Origin of the sequence: Radicibacter daui (assembly GCA_030657355.1) — a bacterium.
Classification (GTDB): domain Bacteria; phylum Pseudomonadota; class Alphaproteobacteria; order Radicibacterales; family Radicibacteraceae; genus Radicibacter; species Radicibacter daui.
Genome location: CP131056.1, coordinates 2,696,235 through 2,716,125, shown reverse-complemented (window position 1 = coordinate 2,716,125; position 19,891 = coordinate 2,696,235). Strand labels below are relative to the sequence as shown.

Here is a 19,891-nt window from a genome sequence, read left to right as displayed (position 1 = left end):
TATCGAAACGAACCCGGTGTCTTCGGGGCTTTGGGCACCCATCGACCTTCCGACGACAGCGCCTCTTTATCCACTGGCTGGGAAGGCTCTGTCCGGTCCGTCTGATGGGTAATATAGGGTGCCCCCGGTCAAGTCCAGTACCTAGGGCAGAAAAGCCGCCGCCAACCGGCAAAAGCTCAGTCGAGCAGGCCATAAAGTTCGGCAAGGAAACGCTCGCAGGCGATGTCGCTCGCCCAGGCCTCGATCTCCTGGTCGAGCGGGGGAACGGTGATCCCCAGTACCGGCCCCAGTTCCTCGCGGGTGAACCCGGCAAGCGAGATGGCTTCGGTGGCAGCCGCCACCTTGTCGGCGGTCTTGATCGCCTTGCGCACCGGCACCGGCACCACCGCCGGCAGGCCGAAACGCAGATGGATGGCCCGCAGCAGGTTGTTCTCCACATCGCGGAACACATCGCCCACCAGATTCTTGAGCGGCGTGATCAGGTCATGGCAGACGAATTCCGGCGCATCGTGCAGCAGTGCCGCCAGTTGCCAGCGCCGGTCGAGCCCCGGATGGGCGCCGGCCATGATGTCGCGCACCAGAATGCTGTGCTGCGCGACCGAAAAGCCGAAAGCCCCGCGGGTCTGGCCGTTCCAGCGGTGCTGGCGGGCAAGGCCGAGGGCGATGTCCTCCGGCTCGATATCCACCGGGCTCGGGTCGGCAAGATCGAGCCGCCGGCCCGAGAGCATGCGTTGCCACACGCGACCCGGCTGACTGGCGGCGGGACGGGAGCGACGGGGAGGGGCGGCGGCAGGCATCGGCAATGAGGCTTTCCGGAGCGGGCTTTTAAAAGACGGGCGGCTATCAGCTCAAAGATGACGGGGCAGCGTCGTACGTACAAGCAGCCCGCCATCGGGATTGTCCAGCAGCTCGATGGTGCCGCCATGGGCAGCGATGACGGATTTGACGATGGAAAGCCCAAGCCCGCTGCCGCCGGTGGCGCGGTTGCGCGAGGCTTCGAGGCGATAGAAGGGCTTGAACACGTTCTCGCGCTCGCGTGCCGGGATGCCGGGGCCGTTATCGCTCACCTCCACCAGCACCTGATCTGCCGAGGCATCGACGCGCACATGCGCCCGCCCGCCATATTTGACGGCGTTTTCAATGAGATTGGCAAAGGCCCGACGCAGGCTTTTGGGCCGGCAGGACAGGCGCAGGGAGCGTACCTGCTCAAAATCCACCGCTTCGCCCCCGCCGCCAAAAACGCTGTGCACGGTGGTGAAACGCAAGGGCGGCGGTTCGTGATAGATCACCGGCATGCCGGTATCGATATAATCGTCGCACAGGCTTTGCAGCAGGCTGGCGAAGGCCACGATCTGGAATTCCTCGTCGGTGGAGCCTTCGCGCAGGAATTCCAGCACGGCGGAGATCATGCCGCTGAGCTCGTCGAGATCGCCGAGGATCTTGTCCTTCAGCGTCTCGCTCTCGATATATTCGGCCCGCAGGCGAAGCCGCGTTGCCGGGGTGCGCAGGTCGTGGCTGATGGCGGCCAGCATGCGCGTGCGCTCGCCGATCATTTCGCGCAGTTCAGCCTGGGTGCGATTGATGGCCTCTGCCGCCGCGCGCGCCTCATGCGGGCCGCCCGGCTCCAGGGGGGGGGCGCTGAGGTCAAATCCCGGCTCCCCGGCTTCGCGGGCAATGCGGGTAAAGGGCTCGGCCAGTTTCTGCGCAAGGGCGCCGAACATCAGGGCGGCAATGACCAGCGCGCCGATGGCCATCAGCCCGAGCTGTACCGGCGTTGCGCGCGTGCGCCAGTAATCGGGGCTGGTGAAGTCCAGCCAGCCGCCCGCCGGCAGATGCACACTCAGCATCATGCGGTCATGCTGGTGGGCCAGCAGCCGGGCGAGTTCCGGCAGCATCAGGCTGAAGGGGGCCTCGGCCAGCGCCTCGTGGGCAAAGACGCCGTGCCAGGCCCAGATCACCGTATCCGGTCCATAACTGAGTTCAGACAGTGCCTCGGCGTTCCAGCCCGGCGGCGGCACCTCGCCGGAGGCGCGCAAGCCGACCGTCAGTTCGTCCTCGGCGAGGCCAGCCCGGCGGGCGATCTCTTGCAGCGCCGATACGTCGCCCGGTGAGGGCTGGGAGAAGGCAGCGGCATAAATCTGCAAGAGTGCCGGTGCCATTGCGGCGGCTTTATCGGCGGCGCGCTGCTGACGCTCGGCATAAAAGCCTATGGCGCCCATAACCACCACCACGCCCACCAGCGTGGCGCCCGTGGTCAGGAAGATGCGCCCCGCGAGGCGGTCAGGCAGCAGCCGGGCCAGCAGCCTTGCCGGCAAGCGGGTAAGGGGCGTCACCAGCTCTCATCCACCGTGCAGGCCAGCAGATACCCTTGCCCGCGCACGGTCTTGATCAGCGAGGGTTCCTTGGCGTCCGACTCTATCTTGCGACGCAGACGGCTCACCTGAACATCAATGGACCGGTCAAAAGGTACCGGCATCACCCCGCGCGTGCCGTCCAGCAGTCCCTCGCGATCCAGAATGGTACGGGGGTGAGTGAGAAACACCATCAGCAGGGCAAATTCTCCGCCGGAGAGCGGCACCAGCACCTTGTCCGGCGAGCGCAGTTCGCGCGAGCCCTCATCCAGCGTCCAGCCGGCAAAGCGGAAAGTGCGCGTGCGTGGATGGGCCGTGGGGGCGGGGCCGCTGGCGTCCGGTGCGGTGCGGCGGAAGAGGGCGCGGATGCGCGCCAGCAACTCGCGCGGGCTGAAGGGTTTGATGAGGTAATCATCGGCGCCGACCTCGAGTCCGACGATGCGGTCGGTTTCCTCGGAGGCGGCCGTCAGCATGATGATGGGAATATTGCTTTTGCCGCGCAGGTCACGGCACAGCGACAGTCCGTCCTCGCCTGGCAGCATCACGTCCAGGATCACCAGGTCGAAATCCCAGCTTTCCATCAGCTTGCGCATTGCCGGGCCATCAGCCGCGGTGGAAACGCGGAATCCCTGCCTTGCCAGAAAGTCGTGCAGCAGCTCGGTAATTTCGGGATCGTCGTCGACGACCAGCAAATGGCGCGGAGTGGACATGAAAACTTCGCATAACGCGGAAGGGGAATTTTGCGGCACAAGATGGGGGAGCCGATGCCGCGCTGTCCAGCATCCTGCGGCACTGCAGCGCTTTCCGGCCGCCTTCCTGAGATTTCGAATTAATTTTGTAACCGAATGTAACCGGTTTTCGCCGGTGAAATCATTTGTAACGGTTTTTTTGCTGCATAATCGGGTCTTAAGGTTCAGCAATCCCACCGGGATGGCTCACGGCCGGCCCCAACAAAGCTGGTGCCTTGAGCCTGAACAGAAGCTTAAGTCCGGGAGGAAATTGACAGATGTCTTTCATGCGTACGTCCGCATTCGTGGGCGCGGCTTTTGCCGTCTCCCTCATGGCCACCAGCGCGCTGACCACCGTCGCGCACGCTGAGCCGACCGTTGAGGTTCTGCACTACTGGACCTCCGGTGGCGAAGCCAAGGCTGCCGCCGAACTCAAGTCCGAATTTGAAGCTGCCGGTGGCAAGTGGGTCGATAGCCCGGTTGCCGGTGGCGGCGGTGACGCCCAGGCGACCGTTCTGCGTAGCCGCGTGCTCGCCGGCGATCCGCCCTCTGCCGTGCAGATCAAGGGCCCGAACATCGCCGACTGGGCCGAGCAGGGCGCTCTTGCCGACCTGAACTCCGTTGCCGATGCCGAAGGCTGGGACAAGCTCCTGCCGCCGCAGATCCAGAAGATCGTCAAGTACGACGGCAAGTATGTGGCCGTTCCGGTCAACATCCACCGCGTCGACTGGATCTGGGCCAACCCGGAAGTCCTCAAGAAGGCTGGCGTTGACAGCGTTCCGAACACCTGGGACGGCCTGTTCGCGGCTGCCGACAAGATCAAGGCTGCCGGCTTCATCCCGTTCGCCCATGGCGGCCAGGACTGGCAGGACGCGACCGTCCTCGAGACCATCATCCTCGGTGTTGGCGGTGCTGACTTCTTCAACAAGGCCCTGGGCGACCTCGACGAGGCGTCGCTCAAGTCCGACACCATGAAGAAGGCCTTCACCTACTTCCGCAAGTTCCAGGGCTATGTCGATGACGGCGCCTCGGGCCGCGACTGGAACCTCGCCACCGCCATGGTCATGAACGGCAAGGCCGGCATGCAGATCATGGGTGACTGGGCCAAGGGCGAGTTCTTCGCTGCCGGCAAGAAGGCCGGTACCGATTTCCTCTGCGTCCCGACCCCGTCCGAGCATGGCTACATCCTGAACAGCGACAGCATCGCCATGTTCAAGGTGAAGGGTGACGACAAGGTCGAAGGCCAGAAGGTTCTCGCCAAGCTCATCATGGGCGAGAAGTTCCAGGAAATCTTCAACCTCTACAAGGGCTCCATCCCGGCCCGTATCGGCGTGCCGCGCGACAAGTTCGACAGCTGCGCCATCAAGTCGATGGATGACCTCGACACCGCTTCCAAGGGCGGTACGCTGGTTGGCTCCGTTGCTCACGAAATCCTGCAGGCCGGTGCCGTCCGCGGCGCCTTCCTCGACGTGGCGACCGAGTTCTTCAACTCCAGCATGTCGGCTGACGACGCTGTCGCCAAGCTGGCCGAGGAAATGGAAAACGCCAAGGACTAAGGGCGTCTGAAGACCGGGCGCGGTGCCGGAGCTCCTCCGGCACCGCGTTTGTCTTCACGGGGGCTGCAGTAACCAAGGGGGTATCCGGCCCCCGGCCGCCCGGCTTAAGGCAGGGGCGGCGATAAAAACCGGACTTAGGGGGAGGTGCCCGTGCTGCGGGCGCCGTAGCAAGAACAAGAGGAACCATCGATCGCTGCGGGAGCGATCCTGGCCGTCCTGCTATGATGTCTCACTTTGTCGAACCCGCTATTTAGGAGCCTCGGTCCATGTCGAGCACAGAGCTCGGGACGCGCCCGGGCGGGGGCATGTTTGCCTTCGTCCAGAGATGGATATCCGCCATTGTGGTGGCGCCGTCCTTCGCCGCGTCGCTGTTTTTCGTCTACGGGTTCATCCTGTGGACGCTCTACATGTCGTTTTCGAACAGCCGCATGCTGCCGAGCTACCAGTTCGCCGGCCTGGATGGTTACAGGAAGATGATCGAGGCCTCGCGCTTCTCGGTCTCTTTTGAAAACCTCTTCATCTTCGGCGGCCTCTTCATCGTTGTGGCGATGGTGCTGGGCTGCCTGCTCGCCGTGCTGCTGGACCAGCGCATCCGGGCCGAAGGCGTTCTGCGCACCATCTATCTCTATCCGATGGCGATCAGCTTCATCGTCACCGGCGTGGCATGGAAGTGGATCCTGACGCCGGATATCGGCATCGAGCGCTTCATGCACGAGATGGGGTTCGCGAACTTCCGGTTCGACTGGATCCAGGACACCGACATGGTCATCTACACGCTGGTGATCGCCGCCGTCTGGCAGGCGTCCGGCTTCGTGATGGCCATGGTGCTGGCGGCCCTGCGCGGTGTGGACCAGGAAATCATCAAGGCGGCCTATCTCGATGGCGCCAGCCTGCCGCGCATCTATCTGGGCATCATCATCCCGTCGGTGCGGCCGGTCTTCGTTTCCGCCTTCGTCATTCTCATGCATCTGGCGGTCAAGAGCTTCGACCTTGTCGTGGCGCTGACCAATGGCGGTCCGGGCTTCCAGTCCTCGCTGCCGGCCAACTTCATGTACGAAATGACCTTCCGGCGTAACCAGATCAATGTCGGTTCCGCCTCGGCCATCTTCATGCTGGGCATCGTGATCGCGATCATCGTGCCCTACCTCTATTCCGAACTCAGGGAGCGCAAGCGATGAGCGAGCTTGCCAACCTGCCCGGCACCGGCGGTCGCGGGCATGCCATCGGGCGCTTCGTGATCTACGCAGTGCTCATCCTCTTCGCCTTCTACTTCCTGGCGCCGCTGGGCATCATGGTTTCCACCAGCCTCAAGACGCTGGCGGAAACCCGTACCCAGTCGCTGATCTCGCTGCCGCGCGAAATCTCGTTCGATGCGTGGAAGACGGCCTGGGACAGCGCCTGTATCGGCGTCGATTGCCGCGGGCTTGCGCCTTATTTCAAGAACTCGCTGCTGCTGGTCGTGCCGGCGGTGACGATTTCCAGCCTGCTGGGCGCGCTCAACGGCTTTGCGCTGACGAAGTTCCGCTTCCGCGGCGCCAACGTCATCTTCGCGATGATGCTGTTCGGCAGCTTCATTCCGTTCCAGGTCGTCATCCTGCCGATGGCGCAGACGCTGGGCAAGCTGGGCCTCACCGGTGACAACAGCACCTACGGCCTCATCTTCGTCCACATCGTCTATGGCCTTGCGTTCACCACGCTCTTCTTCCGCAACTACTATGTTTCGGTGCCCGACGAGTTGGTGAAGGCGGCGACCATCGACGGGGCAGGGTTCTTCACCATCTTCTGGCGCATCATGCTGCCGATCAGCCCGCCCATCATCGTGGTGACGGTGATCTGGCAGTTCACCCAGATCTGGAACGACTTCCTGTTCGGCGCGACCTTCACTTCCGGCCCGCAGCAGCCGCTGACGGTGGCGCTCAACAACCTCGTCAACACCTCCACCGGTGTGAAGATGTACAACGTGGACATGGCCGGCGCGATCATCGCCGCTCTGCCAACGCTCCTCGTCTACATCATCGCCGGCAAGTATTTCGTGCGCGGCCTGACGGCCGGTTCGGTCAAGGGATAAGGATCATGGCCTCTCTTTCCATTCGTAACATCAAGAAGCGCTACGGACCGGTGGAGATCCTGAAAGGGATCGATCTCGATCTGGCTGACGGCGAGTTCCTGGTGCTGCTGGGGCCGTCGGGCTGCGGCAAGTCCACGCTGCTCAACATGATCGCCGGCCTCGACACCATCACCGAGGGCGACATCGCCATCGATGATACCGTCATCAACAATGTGCACCCCAAGGACCGCAACATCGCCATGGTGTTCCAGTCCTACGCGCTCTATCCGAACATGACCGTGGAGAAGAACATCTCCTTCGGCCTCGAGATGCGCGGTGTGCCCAAGGACAAGCAGAAGGAACTGATCGCCAAGGCGGCGGACATTCTGCAGATCACCCACCTGATGCAGCGCAAGCCGGCGCAGCTTTCCGGCGGCCAGCGCCAGCGTGTGGCCATGGGCCGCGCCCTGGTGCGCGATCCGAAGATCTTCCTCTTCGACGAGCCGCTCTCCAACCTTGATGCCAAGCTCCGTGTCGAGCTGCGCACCGAGATCAAGAAGCTGCACCAGCGCCTGCGCACCACCATCGTCTATGTGACCCACGACCAGATCGAGGCCATGACGCTCGCCACCCGCGTGGCGGTGATGAAGGACGGTATCGTCCAGCAGTTCGCAGCCCCGCAGGAAGTCTATGAGCGTCCGGCCAACATGTATGTGGCGGGCTTCGTCGGTTCCCCGGCGATGAATTTCGCACCGGCCACGCTGGTGTCGGAAGGCAATCACCTGGGCGTGCGCCTGCGCCGTACCGCCAATGGCGAAACCGGCGATGTCGTGCTTCCGCTCTTCGAGCCGGCGCCGCATCTGGGGGACTGGGTTGGCCGCGAGGTCATCCTCGGCATCCGCCCGGAGACGATGACCCATGTCATCCAGGCCGAGCTGCGCGAGAACTCGGCCATGACCACCATGGAATGCGAGATCAATGTGACGGAGCCGACCGGCGCCGACACGCTGACCTACGTGACCCTGGGGGGCAATCAGGCCATCGCCCGCGTGCGTCCGCATGACGCACGTCCTGCCGGTCAGACCATGAATTTCATGATCGACATGAGCAAGATCAGCCTCTTCGATCCGGCGACCGAAAAGAGGCTTTGATAAGGGTGTTTTAAGAGAGCCTAATCTACTGTGGCTATACGGGAGAAGTATGGGCTTCTCCCGTCCTGCATGAGAGCCTCAAAGAGGTCAGGTCCCGAATTATAAAAACCGGGGCGGCAGGGTAACGAGGAGGCGCCGATGGAAACGCAGGATCGCGGCCAGGGCGGCCGCGTTGGGATAGGTGCGCGGCTGATGGTGGCGCTCCTCAGTATGGGTGCGCTGACGGCTGTCGCCGCCGGAATCGGCTGGATCGCGCTCGACAATGTCGGCTCCAGCGTTGCCAGTCTGGGCCAGGAAAGCGACCGGTCGCTTGGCGGAGCGGTGGCCCTTGCCAGCCGCAGCCAGGACGTCTCGCTATTTGCCTCCCAGCTTCACGATAATACCTCGACCGAAATCGATACCAGCGCCGTTGCGGCGCGGATCGCTGCCCTGCGCGCTGCGCTTGACGAAGTGAGCGGCAGCGGTGCCGCCGGCAAGGGCAGCCCGGTGGAAGAGCTGCGCGCGGCTGTTGGCGAGCTTGAAAGGTCGCTGACCGCCCTTCAGGGCAGCGTGACCCGGCGTAATGAACTGGCCGGTGCCCGCGAGCAGTCGATTGCCGATGCCAAGGCGGCACATGCCGCCGTGCGCAAGGCCATTACCGGCGCCGTCGATGCCGCCAACAACGAACTCATTACCCGCGCGGGCGAGATTAATGATGAGGCGCGTCAGGCGCTCTCTGCTCTCATCGGCAACGAAGTCGGCACGCTGGCAACTGTGCTGGAAGTGCGCGCCATCGCCAATGGCACTGTCAGCCTGATCCTTGAAGGCGCCGCCGCCGATACACCCGAAGAAGCCGCCACGCTGCACGATGCCTTTGTGGCTGAGAAGGCGGAGCTGGTGGCGAGGCTGCAAAGCCTGCCGCAATCCGGCGGACCGCTGGTTCAGCCGGCCTCCGATCTCCTGGAGTTCGGGGATGGCGACCAGAACCTTTTCACCGTGCGCACCAACGAGATCAACGCCACGGTCCAGTCGCAAAAGGTGTTTGCCGATGCCCGACGCGCGCTGATGGGCAAGTTGCAGGCGGACATGGCAACGCTGCTCGGCGCCCTCGATGCCGCGCTTGCCGCGCCGGAGACAACGTCGGAGCTGCGTGACACGCTCCTGCAAATGAAGGCGGCGATTTCCCAGAGTTATGCCTACACCATCGAAGGCACGCTGGCGGAAACGGCGGACCGGATTGCCGAGCTCGACAAGCTCAACAAGGAGCTGATGCGCTCCAGCCGTGATCTGGCGAAGTCTCTTCCGGAAGCTGCCCCTTACGACACCATCACCTCGCTCTATACCGAGCTTCTGAAGCTCGGTAACGGACGCAACTCTCCGCTCAAGCTGCATGCCGATGAGCTGCAGGCCGGCGAGCGCGCACATACCACCTGGTCACAGCTGCGGATCTCGCGCCTTGAGGGGCTGCGGACGGCTGCCGATGCTTTCAGCAAGGCCACCGAGCCGGTGGTGCAGCAGGCCCGCGACACGCTCGCCAGCGCCTCGCAGAAGACGCAGTCGCAGAATGCCGAGATGATCACCGACCTTCTGAAGAAGGATGTGAGTGCCCTGCGTAACCTGCTGGACATGCAGGCGCAGGCGAACCTCGCCATCGGTCTTTTGAGCCAGGCGGCGGCCTCTGACGATCCCGTCGATCTGACCGACATCTCCGGCGCGCTCAAGGAACCGGCATCGGTGCTGAAGGCAGACGGGTTCGATGCGAAATCTCCGCTCGGTGCCGGCCTTGCCAGCCTCGACAGGGCGCTCGGTCCGCAAGGTGTTGTTGCGGCCCGAGAGGCAGAGCTTGGCGCGATCAAGCAGGCTCATGCCGGCCTTTCCAGTGTGGAAGAGGCGCTTAACAAGCTCGGCCTGCAGGGGGTCGTTTCGCTGGCGCGCGAGCGTACGCAGGGACAGGTGGCAGGGGCGGAAGCCACTGTGCACAGCAACCGTCTGATCCTCGGCGGGCTCGTCGTGGTGGCGCTGCTGGTTGCCGGCGGTGTTCTGTTCTTCGTACGCAAGCGCATCGTCGCGCGGCTTGAGCGCCTGTCGGGTGCCATGCGGGCCATTTCTTCGGGCGATACCAGCGTTGAAGTGCCGACCGGCGGTACCGACGAGATCACCGAGATGGCCGAAGCGCTCTCCGTTTTCCGCAATACCACGCGGCAGGTGGAGGAAAACCGCCTTGCTGCCGACAGGGAGCGAGAACAGGCGGCAGAGGAGCGCCGTCGCACCATGAGCGGCCTTGCCGAACGGTTCGACAGTGAAGTGCGCGGTACCATCCAGGCCCTCAATGCCGCCGTCGGCCGGATGAGCCAGTCCGCTTCCGTGCTGAACGAGGCGGTGGACTCGGTCGAGGAGGGCAACGAGGCGGCCGGCGGTGCGTCCACTGCCGTCCGCAGCGAGGTCGAAACTGTCTCGACGGCCATTGCCCAGCTCAGCGAAAGCATCAACGAGATCGCTCGCCAGATGTCGCTGGCAACTCAGGTGAGCCGCAAGGGCGTGGAGCGCGGTGAACAGGCGGAAACCCAGGTCTCGGCCCTGCGCAAATCCGCTGACGAGGTGCGCGGTATTCTGGAGCTGATCGGCGCTATTGCCAGCCAGACCAACCTGCTGGCGCTTAACGCCACCATCGAGGCGGCGCGGGCGGGTGAAGCGGGCCGGGGCTTTGCCGTGGTTGCCAACGAGGTGAAAAACCTTGCCGAGCAGACCACCAAGGCAACCGACCAGATCGCCTCCCTCATCGGTGGTATCCAGCACTCGACGCTGCAGGTGGCTGACGCCATCAACGGCATCGGCGAGGCGATCCGCGAAGTGAACGAGGCGGCTGAATCCGTGGCCGCGGCGGTGCAGGAGCAGGAAGCTGCCGCCCGCGAAATCGATCGGGCCGTACGCCAGGCCTCCAGCCGGGCGAGCGAGGCCACCCAAAGCCTCGACATGGCACGCAGCGCCTCGGAAACGGCAGTGCAGCAGGTTGAGGGCATCCGCGAGGTGGCGGGCGAACTCAACGACCGTATGGGCGTGCTTGGCCGCAGTGCCGATGCCTTTGTCGACGGCGTGCGCCAAGGCTGATACTGCTTGGGACAGGAGCAACATCCGGGCCGCTTTGGCGGCCCGGATGTTTTTGTAAATATTGCTGAAAAGTGGCGCCGCACTCATCGGCGGGAAGAGAGGGGACATGTCTCAGCTATCGGTCACGCTGGTGGGTTTTGGCCTTGCCGGCCGTACGTTCCACGCGCCGGTCATCATGGCCCTGCCGGGGCTGAAGCTTGATGCCGTCATCACCAGCCAGGTCGATGCTGTTGCTTCAGTGGTGCCGGGGGCAACGGTTTATCCCACGCTGGAAGCCCGCCTCGCGGCGGGTACGCCCGATCTCGTCGTGATCGCCACCCCGAATGAATTGCACTACCCGCAGGCACGGGCCGCACTGGAAGCCGGTGCTCATGTGGTGGTGGACAAACCCTTTACCGTGACGCTGGAAGAGGCCGATGCGCTGATCGCACTCGCGGCCGAGCGCAAGCTCGTGCTCTCCACCTTCCAGAACCGCCGCTGGGATGGCGACTTCCTGACCGTCTGCGATCTCATCCGCTCCGGCAAACTGGGGCAGGTGGTGGAATTCCACAGTCGTTTCGACCGTTTCCGCCCGGAAGTGCGCGACCGCTGGCGCGAGAAGGACGTTCCGGGCGGCGGCCTGCTCTACGATCTGGGACCGCACCTGCTTGATCAGGCCTTCACCCTCTTTGGCCCGGCGAGCCACCTCTCCGGCGGGGCAACGCGCCAGCGTCCGGGTGGCATCGTCGATGACAGCTTCTCCATCCTGTCCATCCATGGTGAGGGGGAGAAGGCAGTGCGCTGCGTATTGAACGCCGGCATGCTCTATCCGGTGCCCGGACCGCGTTACACGATTTATGGCACCAACGGCGTCTATACTGTTGGCGGAACCGATCCGCAGGAGGACCAGCTGAAGGCCGGCATGGTGCCGACGGATGCCGGTTATGGCGAAGCGCCGGAAGCGGAGTGGGGCACGCTCACCCATGTCGATGGCCGGGTGGAACGCATCCCGACCAAGCGCGGCAATTACGCTGATTATTATGCCGGTGTTGCCGCCGCCATCCGGGGCGAGGCACCGGTTCCCGTGCCGGCTGAAGCCGGGCGGGCAACCATTACGGCCGTGTTGTCGCTGATGCCCTGAGCGGGCCGGCAGGGATTGCGGCGGCAGGACCGGTTTTTGCCGCCGATACCCCTTGCCGCAATGCAGCAGCTTTGACTAAATGCGCCCTTCCAGCCTTACCCCATAGCCGAGTTTGAAGGGGCGTCATGCCAGTTACCCTGTCGCGCCGAGATCTGCTGATTGCCAGTGCCCTTGCCGGTTTTGCCGGCCCTGCGCTGGCGGACGATCCGGCCCCGGCAGCCCCGGCGCCACAAACTCCCGCTCCGGAAGTGCCCGCGGCTCCGGCCGGTTTTACCCCGGCACTCGGCAGTCCCAGGCCATTTTCCTTCGATGCGCTCGTGGAGCGCATGAAGGTTGCGGCCGGTCGCCCCTATGAGCCGGACCCGGTGCGCGCCGGCGTTATCCTCAGCCAGATGCATGAGGATGATCATCTGCTGATCCATCCGCGCGGCGACCACACGCTGACGATCCCGGGCACAGCGGTGCCTGTGCAGTTCTTCCATCTGAGCCGGCGTTTCCAGCAGCCGGTCGAGATTTATCTGGTGGAAGGCGACAAGGCACGGCAGGTGCTCTATTCGCCGGATTATTTTGACGAGCCGGCAAGCGGTCCGGCGCGAGAGTTGCCGGACGATATCGGCTTTGCCGGTTTCCGTCTGATGAATGACGGGCTGGCGACCGACTGGCTTTCCTTCATCGGCGCTTCCTATTTCCGCTCGGAAGGGGAGTTGCACCAGTACGGGCTTTCCGCCCGTGCTGTTGCCGTCAATACCGCGCTCGGCAAGCCGGAGGAATTTCCGCGCTTTACCCGCTTCTGGCTCGCGCCGCCGGCAAGCCCCGATGCGCTGATGACCATCTATGGCCAGCTCGACGGGCCGAGCCTTACTGGCGCAACGCGCATGGACGTCACACGCGACAAGGGCGTGGTGATGACGGTTGCCGTGCGTCTCTTCGCCCGCGAGGATATCCAGCGCCTCGGCATTGCGCCGCTGACCTCCATGTACTGGTATTCCGAGACCAACCGGCGTTCCTCGCCCGACTGGCGGCCGGAGGTGCATGACAGCGACGGGCTTGCCATCTGGACCGGTGGCGGCGAGCGCATCTGGCGCCCGCTCAACAATCCCGGCCAGCTGGCGGTCTCCAGTTTTGCTGATGACAACATGCGCGGCTTCGGGCTACTGCAGCGTGACCGCGAGTTCGGCAACTATCAGGACAGCCTCTTCCACTACGAGCGCCGGGCCGACGCGTGGATCGAACCGCTTTCCAGCTGGGGGCGGGGCGTGGTGCAACTGGTTGAAATCCCGACTGACACCGAGATCACCGACAATGTGGTTGCCTATTGGGTAACCGACGGTGCGGTGGAGAGGGGGGCGGCCGTGGCGGCCGACTACCGGCTCTACTGGACGGCGGCTGAACCTTTTGGCGGTCCGGATGCGCATGTGGTTGCAACACGCGCCGGTGCCGGCGGTCCGGTCGGCAGCCCGGCACGGCAGGGTTATGTGCGCTTCGTGGTCGACTTTGAAGGCGGGCGCCTTGCCGGCCTTGATGCCGGCGCCGCCGTCGATGCTTCCATCGCCGCGTCACGCGGGCAGATCGCCAGTGTCGAGGTGTTGCCGGTATCAGGCACGGACCGCTGGCGGGCGAGCTTTGAGGTCAGCGTGGATGGCACCGACCCGGTCGATCTGCGCCTGTTCCTGAAGCAGGGAGACATGGCGCTCTCTGAAACCTGGCTTTACCAGTATCTGCCGGCCCTGTTGCCCTGACCGCCGGATTCTGGCTGCGAACCTCTATCAAAATACTTAGCCCCGCTGCGCTTTTGAGCGATAATCGGGGCGAAACGGGATGAGGCGTAACAGGGCCTTATGTCCTCTGCCGGTTGCCGGGAGGATCATCTGCGGCCCGATCTGGCGGGGAAGCTCGTCCGGCCCTGACATCCCTTGGTCACGAGGCTGAAGGGTGGAGCACCCCCGTTCTTTAACGGGGCCCCGCGGTCCCGTCCGTCGGTGATGGGGCGCCGGGAGTGCCTTGAGCCTATTTTTTATTGGCGCACCAGCACGTTGCGGTGATCTGATAGTAAATTGGAAACTCAACGGGTGCATAAATCGCCGGATGGCTTTTCTCCGGACCAGCCGGAGGTTCCTGTCGATGATCTGCATGCTTAAGGAAAACGTTCCCTGATGAAATCCGCCAAGGGCTCCTTCCTGCTGCAACTCCTGCTGGTTGCGCTCATCGTCGCGGCCGGCGCAGGGGGCTGGTTTCTCTTTGCGGACAAGCTGGGCGGTACCGGGAAGGGCACGGCAGGGCAGCAAGCGGGTGGCGCAACTGGTGGCCAGTACCGTAACGGCGGCATTGGCGGGGGCGGCGGCTCCCGGGAGACCGTGGTGCTGACCGAGCCCGCCCGAACAGAGCATGCCCGCAACACCGTGCGTGCCGTTGGCACCGGCGATGCCGTGCAGGCGGTTGATCTGTTTCCCAGCGTCTCCGGTGAGGTGGCGACCATCGCCTTTCATCCCGGCCAGAAGGTGATGGCCGGCGATGTGCTGGTGAAGCTGGACGATGACCAGGAACAGCTGGAGCTGAAGCTTGCTCAGCTGCAGGTAACGGATGCCACCAATACGCTTGCCCGTTATGACAGCCTTGCCCCGACGGGCGCCGTGTCCGCCACGGAAGTGGACAAGGCGCGGGTGACGCTGGATCAGGCCCGCAATGCGCTCGACCAGGCGCGGGTGGCGCTGGACCATCGCAGCGTCAAGGCGCCCTTCAACGGCATGATGGGCCTGTCGATGGTCGATGTCGGCGACCGGGTGACGCCGACCAGCCGGCTTGGCAGCATCGATGACCGTTCGTCCCTGCTGGTCGAGTTCGAAGTTCCGGAGGCTTTCGCGGCCCAGCTGCAGGATGGCCAAGAGATCGAGGCGACCACCCCGGCCTTCCTTGGCCGCAGTTTTGCTGGCGCCGTTGCCGCGATCGACAGCCGTATCGATCCGATGAGCCGCACCATCCGCGTGCGCGCACTGCTGCCCAATGATGAGGACCTGCTGCGCCCGGGCATGTCTTTTGCCGTGACCCTCAGTTTTCCGCTCAGGGCCTTCCCCTCGGTGGCAGAGGCGGCTGTGCAGTGGGGCAGGGACGGTGCCGGCGTGTGGCGCGTGGCTGACGGCAAGGCCGAGCGGGTGCCCGTGACCATGATCGAGCGCAGCGAGGGCCGCGTTCTGGTCTCCGGCGATCTCAAGGCGGGTGACCATATCATCATCGAGGGCATCCAGAAGGTTCGCCCGGGCCTCAAGGTCAGCGAACAGGCGGCCAATACGGGCACCGGGAGCTGACGGGCGATGCGCTCCCCCAATTTTGATATCGCGGCGCTCAGCGTTCGCCGCCCGGTACTGGCAACGGTCATCAACCTGCTGATCGTCGTCGCCGGCCTCGCGGCCATGACGGCGGTAGAAGTGCGCGAACTGCCGAATGTCGACCGGCCGATCATCACCGTGCGCGCCAGCTTTACCGGCGCCGCTCCGGAGACGATCGATGCGCAGGTAACCAGCGTTATCGAAGGCGCCGTCTCGCGCGTGGCAGGCGTATCCTCCATCAGCTCCACCAGCAGCTTTGGCCAGAGCCGCATCACCGTGGAATTCCAGCCATCGGTAAAGCTGGATGTGGCGGCCAGCGACATGCGCGATGCCGTGGCCTCCGTGCAGGGGCGCCTGCCGGACGATGTCGATCCGCCCACCGTGGTCAAGGCCAACAATGATGATCAGCCGATCATCCGTCTCGCCGTTACCTCGCCGACACTGGATGCCGCTGCGCTGACGACGCTGGTGGAAGACGAGATTTCCGACACCTTTGCCGCCGTGCCAGGCGTTGCCGATGTGCAGATCAATGGCGAGCGGGAAGACCAGGTGCGCGTCTTCCTCGATACCATCGCTCTTGCAAGCCGCGGCATCTCGCTGGGCCATCTGGGCGATGTGCTGACGGATGCGGCCTTCGACACCCCCGCCGGCAATTTCGACACCAGTAGCCAGACGCTTGTGGTGCGTGCCAATGCCAGTGCCACCACCGCGGCGGCTATCGAGGCGCTGCCGCTGAGCCCGACAACCAGGGTGGGGGATGTCGCTTCCGTCGTCATCGGGCCGGAAGATCCGACCAGTTATGTGCGGCTCGACGGTAATCCCGTCGTCGGTCTCGGCATCCTGCGTCAGGCGCAATCCAACACCATCGATATCTCGCAGAATGTCGACCGGGTGATTGCGCAGCTGAATGCCAGCCACAAGGACATCTCGATCTACAAGACGGCGGATGACGCGCTGTTCATCCAGGGCTCGATTGACGAGGTGACGCGGGCCATCGGCCTTTCCGTGCTCATCGTTACCGCCGTCATCTATGCCTTCATGGCCTCGCTCAGGCTGACCTTCATTCCCACCATCACCATGCCGGTTGCCCTCATCGGCACCGTGGCGGTCATCTGGCTGGTTGGCTTTTCCATCAATAACCTGACGTTGCTGGCGCTGGTGCTGGCAACAGGCCTTGTTGTCGACGATGCCATCGTGGTGCTGGAGAATATCGAGCGTTTCCGCGCCGCCGGCATTGGCCGCAGCGCGGCAGCCGTGCTCGGCACGCGGCAGGTCTTCTTCGCCGTGCTGGCAACGACGGCAACGCTGGCCTCCGTCTTTGTGCCAATTTCCTTCATGCAGGGTACGGCCGGGCGGCTTTTTACCGAATTCGGTTATGCGCTCGCCATCTCCGTCACCATCTCGGCGGTGGTGGCGCTGACGCTCTGTCCTATGCTGGCCTCTCGCCTTGGTGGCAAGGACGGGCATAAACCCCTGCCGCGCTGGCTGGCGGCCTTCGGGCGTTTCTGGGGCCGGCTTTATACCTTCCTGCTCGACCGTGCGCTTGGCGCGCCCTTTGTGGCGCTGGCGCTTGCCGGGCTGGTAATCGTTGCGGCAGCCCTTGCCTACAGCAACGTGCAGGAAGAACTGCTGCCGAGCGAAGACCGCGGGTCGATGCTGATCTCGCTTACCGCGCCGCAGGGCTCCGGCATTGATTTCACCGATGCCCAGGCCCGCAAGGTGGAAGCCCTGGTCGAGCCGCTCCTGAAGCAGGGCGTGGCGCAGCATGTCTATACGCTGGTTGGCCGCGGCGATACCAACCGGGCTTTTGTGATCGTCACGCTTGCTCCATGGCAGGAGCGTTCGATCAGCCAGCAGGAAATCGTGCGCCAGCTGCGCCCGAAGCTGGGTGCCATTCCGGGGGCGCAGGTGGCGCTGCTGTCACCCAACAGCCTCGGCATCCGGGGGGGCGGGCGCGGCCTGCAATTTGCGCTCGTTGGCAGCAACTACGAGCAGTTGGCCGATCTGGCAAACCGCATGGCGGTGGAAGCACGGTCAGCCAATCCGGGCTTCGACAGCGCCAGTATTTCCTATGACCCGTCGCAGCCGCAGCTTTCGGTGGAGATCAACCGGGAGCGGGCCGCCGATCTTGGCATCGACATCAAGAGCATCGCCACCGCGCTCAAGAGCATGGTTAACAGCAATGACCTTGGCGACCTTTATGTGGGCGACAAGGCGCTTCCGATCATGGTCGAGCCGCAAGGCGGCGTGATCAACGATCCGAGCGACCTTCTGAATGTGTTTGTGGATGCGGCAGGCGGTCGGGTGCTGCCGCTCTCCAGCGTCATTACCCTCAAGGAAACCTCGACGGCACCGTCGCTGGCGCGTGAATCGACCCGGCGCGCTGTTACCGTCACCATGAGCCTTGCACCCGACTTCCCGCTGCGCAAGGCGATGGACGCGGCGAGCGCCGCAGCGGCCAAAATCCTGCCGGCGGGCGTGCGCCTTACCTTCATCGGCGAGGCGGCGACGCTTAACCAGACTTCGTCCGGTGTCGCCACCACCTTCGCGGTGGCACTCGTGGTCGTTATTCTGGTGCTGGCGGCGCAGTTCGAGAGTTTTGCCAGTGCCTTTGTCGTCATCTCCACCGTGCCCTTCGGTGTGGCGGCGGCAATTCTGGCGCTGCTTTTCACCGGCACCACACTCAACATCTACAGCCAGATTGGCCTTGTGATGCTGGTGGGGCTGATGGCCAAGAACGGGATTCTCATTGTCGAGTTCGCCAACCAGCTGCGCGATGGCGGCATGAGCGTGCGCGAGGCGGTGCGCAACGCCGCCATCGTGCGCCTGCGCCCGGTGCTGATGACGATGATCGCCACCGTCGTGGGCGGTGTGCCGCTCGTCATCAGCCACGGTCCGGGCGCCGAGGCGCGGGAGGCTATCGGCTGGCTGGTGGTGGGCGGGCTTGGCTTTGCGACCATCTTCACGCTGTTCCTGACGCCGGTCTTCTATCTGCTCATCGCCCGCTTCAGCAAAGCCAAGGGCGACATTGACCGCCATCTGGAAGGCGAACTGGCCGCCGCCGCCACCATTCACGTGGCCGAGGAAGGGGAGAAGGTTTCGTGAAGGCTGGCTGGTGGCTTGCGGCGGGGTGTCTGCCGCTTCTGGGGGCGTGCGTTACAGCGGGGGAGGATTACAAGGCGCCGCAGCTTGCCGTGCCGGCTTCCTATGCCGGCACGGTGCCAGCCGCGGCCTCTGCCGACAGGGAGCTGGACGGCTGGTGGCTTGCCTTCGGCGACCCGCTGCTGAACCAGCTTGTCGATCTTGGCCTCAAGGGCAATCCGGGGCTCGATCTTGCCGCCGCCCGCATCGTCGAGGCGCGGGCCGGGCGTCGACAGGCGGTTGCCGGCCTTGGCCCGAGCGTGGATGTCGGCGCCGATTTCACCGGCCGGCAGAGCAAGGTCAGCGGCGGCAAGGATGATGGAAAATCCGAGTTCACCGGCAGTTTCCAGCCTGGTTTCGATGCCCGTTGGGAGCTCGATATTTTCGGTGGCCAGCGCCGCGCCGTGGAAGCGGCGGAAGCTGAAGAGCAGCAGGCGGTGGAAGATCACCGCTTTGCGCAGGTGACGCTGATCGCCGAGATCATCCGCAATTATGTCGATCTGCGTGGGGCGCAGCGCCGGCTCAATCTTTCCGAACGGTCCCTCGACTTACAGCGCTCGACGCTCGATCTGGTCTCCCGCCGCGCCCAGGCTGGCCTTGTCTCCCAGCTTGACCTCGTGCGTGCCCAGGCGGCCGTCTCCACGCTGGAAGCCCAGCTGCCGCCCATCGAGGCGGATATCGAGGATGCGCGCAATGCCCTTGCCGTGCTGGTCGGCGTGCCGCCGGGCAGCCTGCCGGTCGAGATCAAGTTCACCGGCATCATCCCGGTGATGGAAGACGCCCCCGCAGTCGGCCTGCCAGCCGACCTGCTGCGCCGCCGCCCGGATCTCCGGGCGGCCGAACATAATCTCGCTGCCGCCACGGCCCGCATCGGCATTGCCGAAGCCTCGATCTATCCCGGCTTCAGTATTCCCGGCTCGCTAGGGTACGCGGTAAGCGGCCTTTTGACCGACGATATCGTGCGCACGCTGACCGCCAGCATCGGCGCCGCCATCAGCGCTCCGCTTTACGACGGCGGCCTGCGTAAGGCCGAAGTCGATGCCGCCAGGGCCCGCGCCACCCAGGCCCTTGCCAGTTATCGCTCCGCGCTGCTGGACGCTCTGCAGGAAGTGGAAGCCGCGCTCACCCGCTACCAGTCAGCCCAGCGTCGTAAACAGTCTCTTACTGCGGCCGTCGCCGCCGACCAGAAAGCCGTCGACCAATCCCAGGCCCTCTACCGTCAGGGCCTTGCCACCTTCCTCGACGTGCTGGACGCGCAGCGCACGTTGACGACAGCCCAGCAGCAATTGGCGCAGGCGGATACGGACGTGTCGGACCAACTGGTGGCGCTTTACAAGGCGCTGGGGGGAGGGCCGGGGGAAGCTGCTGCGGTGACGAACAGCTGATT

The 19,891-nt window shown here is 64.3% G+C and carries 13 protein-coding genes; 10 read left to right on the top strand and 3 right to left on the bottom strand.

Features of this window, described 5'->3' with window-relative positions; genetic code table 11:
• Window positions 1-176 precede the first annotated feature (176 nt).
• The 3 genes from QTL98_RS12850 to QTL98_RS12840 all read right to left on the bottom strand — a co-directional run bounded on the left by QTL98_RS12850 (window position 177) and on the right by QTL98_RS12840 (window position 3,061).
• A complete protein-coding gene (locus QTL98_RS12850; protein ID WP_445678865.1) occupies window positions 177-728 on the bottom strand; it encodes an HD domain-containing protein in 552 nt (183 codons plus the stop codon).
• A 120-nt stretch (window positions 729-848) separates the two neighbouring features.
• Window positions 849-2,333 carry a sensor histidine kinase gene (locus QTL98_RS12845; RefSeq protein ID WP_445678864.1) on the bottom strand — a complete coding sequence of 495 codons (1,485 nt, stop codon included), beginning with the start codon at window positions 2,331-2,333 and terminating at the stop codon, window positions 849-851.
• Window positions 2,330-3,061 (bottom strand): response regulator, encoded by a 732-nt coding sequence (locus QTL98_RS12840; protein ID WP_445678863.1) that lies wholly within the window; start codon window positions 3,059-3,061, stop codon window positions 2,330-2,332. The genes QTL98_RS12845 and QTL98_RS12840 overlap by 4 nt, the downstream gene beginning before the upstream one ends.
• Window positions 3,062-3,357: 296 nt before the next feature.
• Between QTL98_RS12840 and QTL98_RS12835 the strand changes: the two genes are divergently transcribed.
• The 10 genes from QTL98_RS12835 to QTL98_RS12790 all read left to right on the top strand — a co-directional run bounded on the left by QTL98_RS12835 (window position 3,358) and on the right by QTL98_RS12790 (window position 19,889).
• Complete coding sequence (locus QTL98_RS12835; protein ID WP_445678862.1) at window positions 3,358-4,635, top strand: ABC transporter substrate-binding protein; 1,278 nt, start codon at window positions 3,358-3,360, stop codon at window positions 4,633-4,635.
• Between the two features lie 266 nt (window positions 4,636-4,901).
• Complete coding sequence (locus QTL98_RS12830) at window positions 4,902-5,813, top strand: carbohydrate ABC transporter permease (protein ID WP_445678861.1); 912 nt, start codon at window positions 4,902-4,904, stop codon at window positions 5,811-5,813.
• Window positions 5,810-6,703 (top strand): carbohydrate ABC transporter permease, encoded by an 894-nt coding sequence (locus tag QTL98_RS12825; protein ID WP_445678860.1) that lies wholly within the window; start codon window positions 5,810-5,812, stop codon window positions 6,701-6,703. Before QTL98_RS12830 ends, QTL98_RS12825 begins: the two co-directional genes overlap by 4 nt.
• Before the next feature lie 5 nt (window positions 6,704-6,708).
• A complete protein-coding gene (locus tag QTL98_RS12820; protein WP_445678859.1) occupies window positions 6,709-7,833 on the top strand; it encodes an ABC transporter ATP-binding protein in 1,125 nt (374 codons plus the stop codon).
• 138 nt (window positions 7,834-7,971) lie between these two features.
• The gene (locus QTL98_RS12815; protein WP_445678858.1) at window positions 7,972-10,920 is read left to right on the top strand and encodes a methyl-accepting chemotaxis protein; all 2,949 of its coding nucleotides are present in this window, start codon (window positions 7,972-7,974) and stop codon (window positions 10,918-10,920) included.
• Window positions 10,921-11,026: 106 nt separating this feature from the next.
• Window positions 11,027-12,040, top strand: coding sequence for a Gfo/Idh/MocA family oxidoreductase (locus tag QTL98_RS12810; protein ID WP_445678857.1), 1,014 nt, complete (start codon window positions 11,027-11,029; stop codon window positions 12,038-12,040).
• A gap of 125 nt (window positions 12,041-12,165) precedes the next feature.
• Window positions 12,166-13,779, top strand: a complete 1,614-nt coding sequence (locus QTL98_RS12805) for an OpgD/OpgG family glucan biosynthesis protein (protein ID WP_445678856.1) — start codon at window positions 12,166-12,168, stop codon at window positions 13,777-13,779.
• Window positions 13,780-14,193: 414 nt separating this feature from the next.
• The gene (locus QTL98_RS12800) at window positions 14,194-15,342 is read left to right on the top strand and encodes an efflux RND transporter periplasmic adaptor subunit (protein ID WP_445678855.1); all 1,149 of its coding nucleotides are present in this window, start codon (window positions 14,194-14,196) and stop codon (window positions 15,340-15,342) included.
• A gap of 6 nt (window positions 15,343-15,348) precedes the next feature.
• On the top strand, window positions 15,349-18,468 hold the full coding sequence (locus tag QTL98_RS12795) for an efflux RND transporter permease subunit (protein WP_445678854.1): 3,120 nt from the start codon (window positions 15,349-15,351) through the stop codon (window positions 18,466-18,468).
• The gene (locus QTL98_RS12790) at window positions 18,465-19,889 is read left to right on the top strand and encodes an efflux transporter outer membrane subunit (RefSeq protein WP_445678853.1); all 1,425 of its coding nucleotides are present in this window, start codon (window positions 18,465-18,467) and stop codon (window positions 19,887-19,889) included. The genes QTL98_RS12795 and QTL98_RS12790 overlap by 4 nt, the downstream gene beginning before the upstream one ends.
• Window positions 19,890-19,891 lie beyond the last annotated feature (2 nt).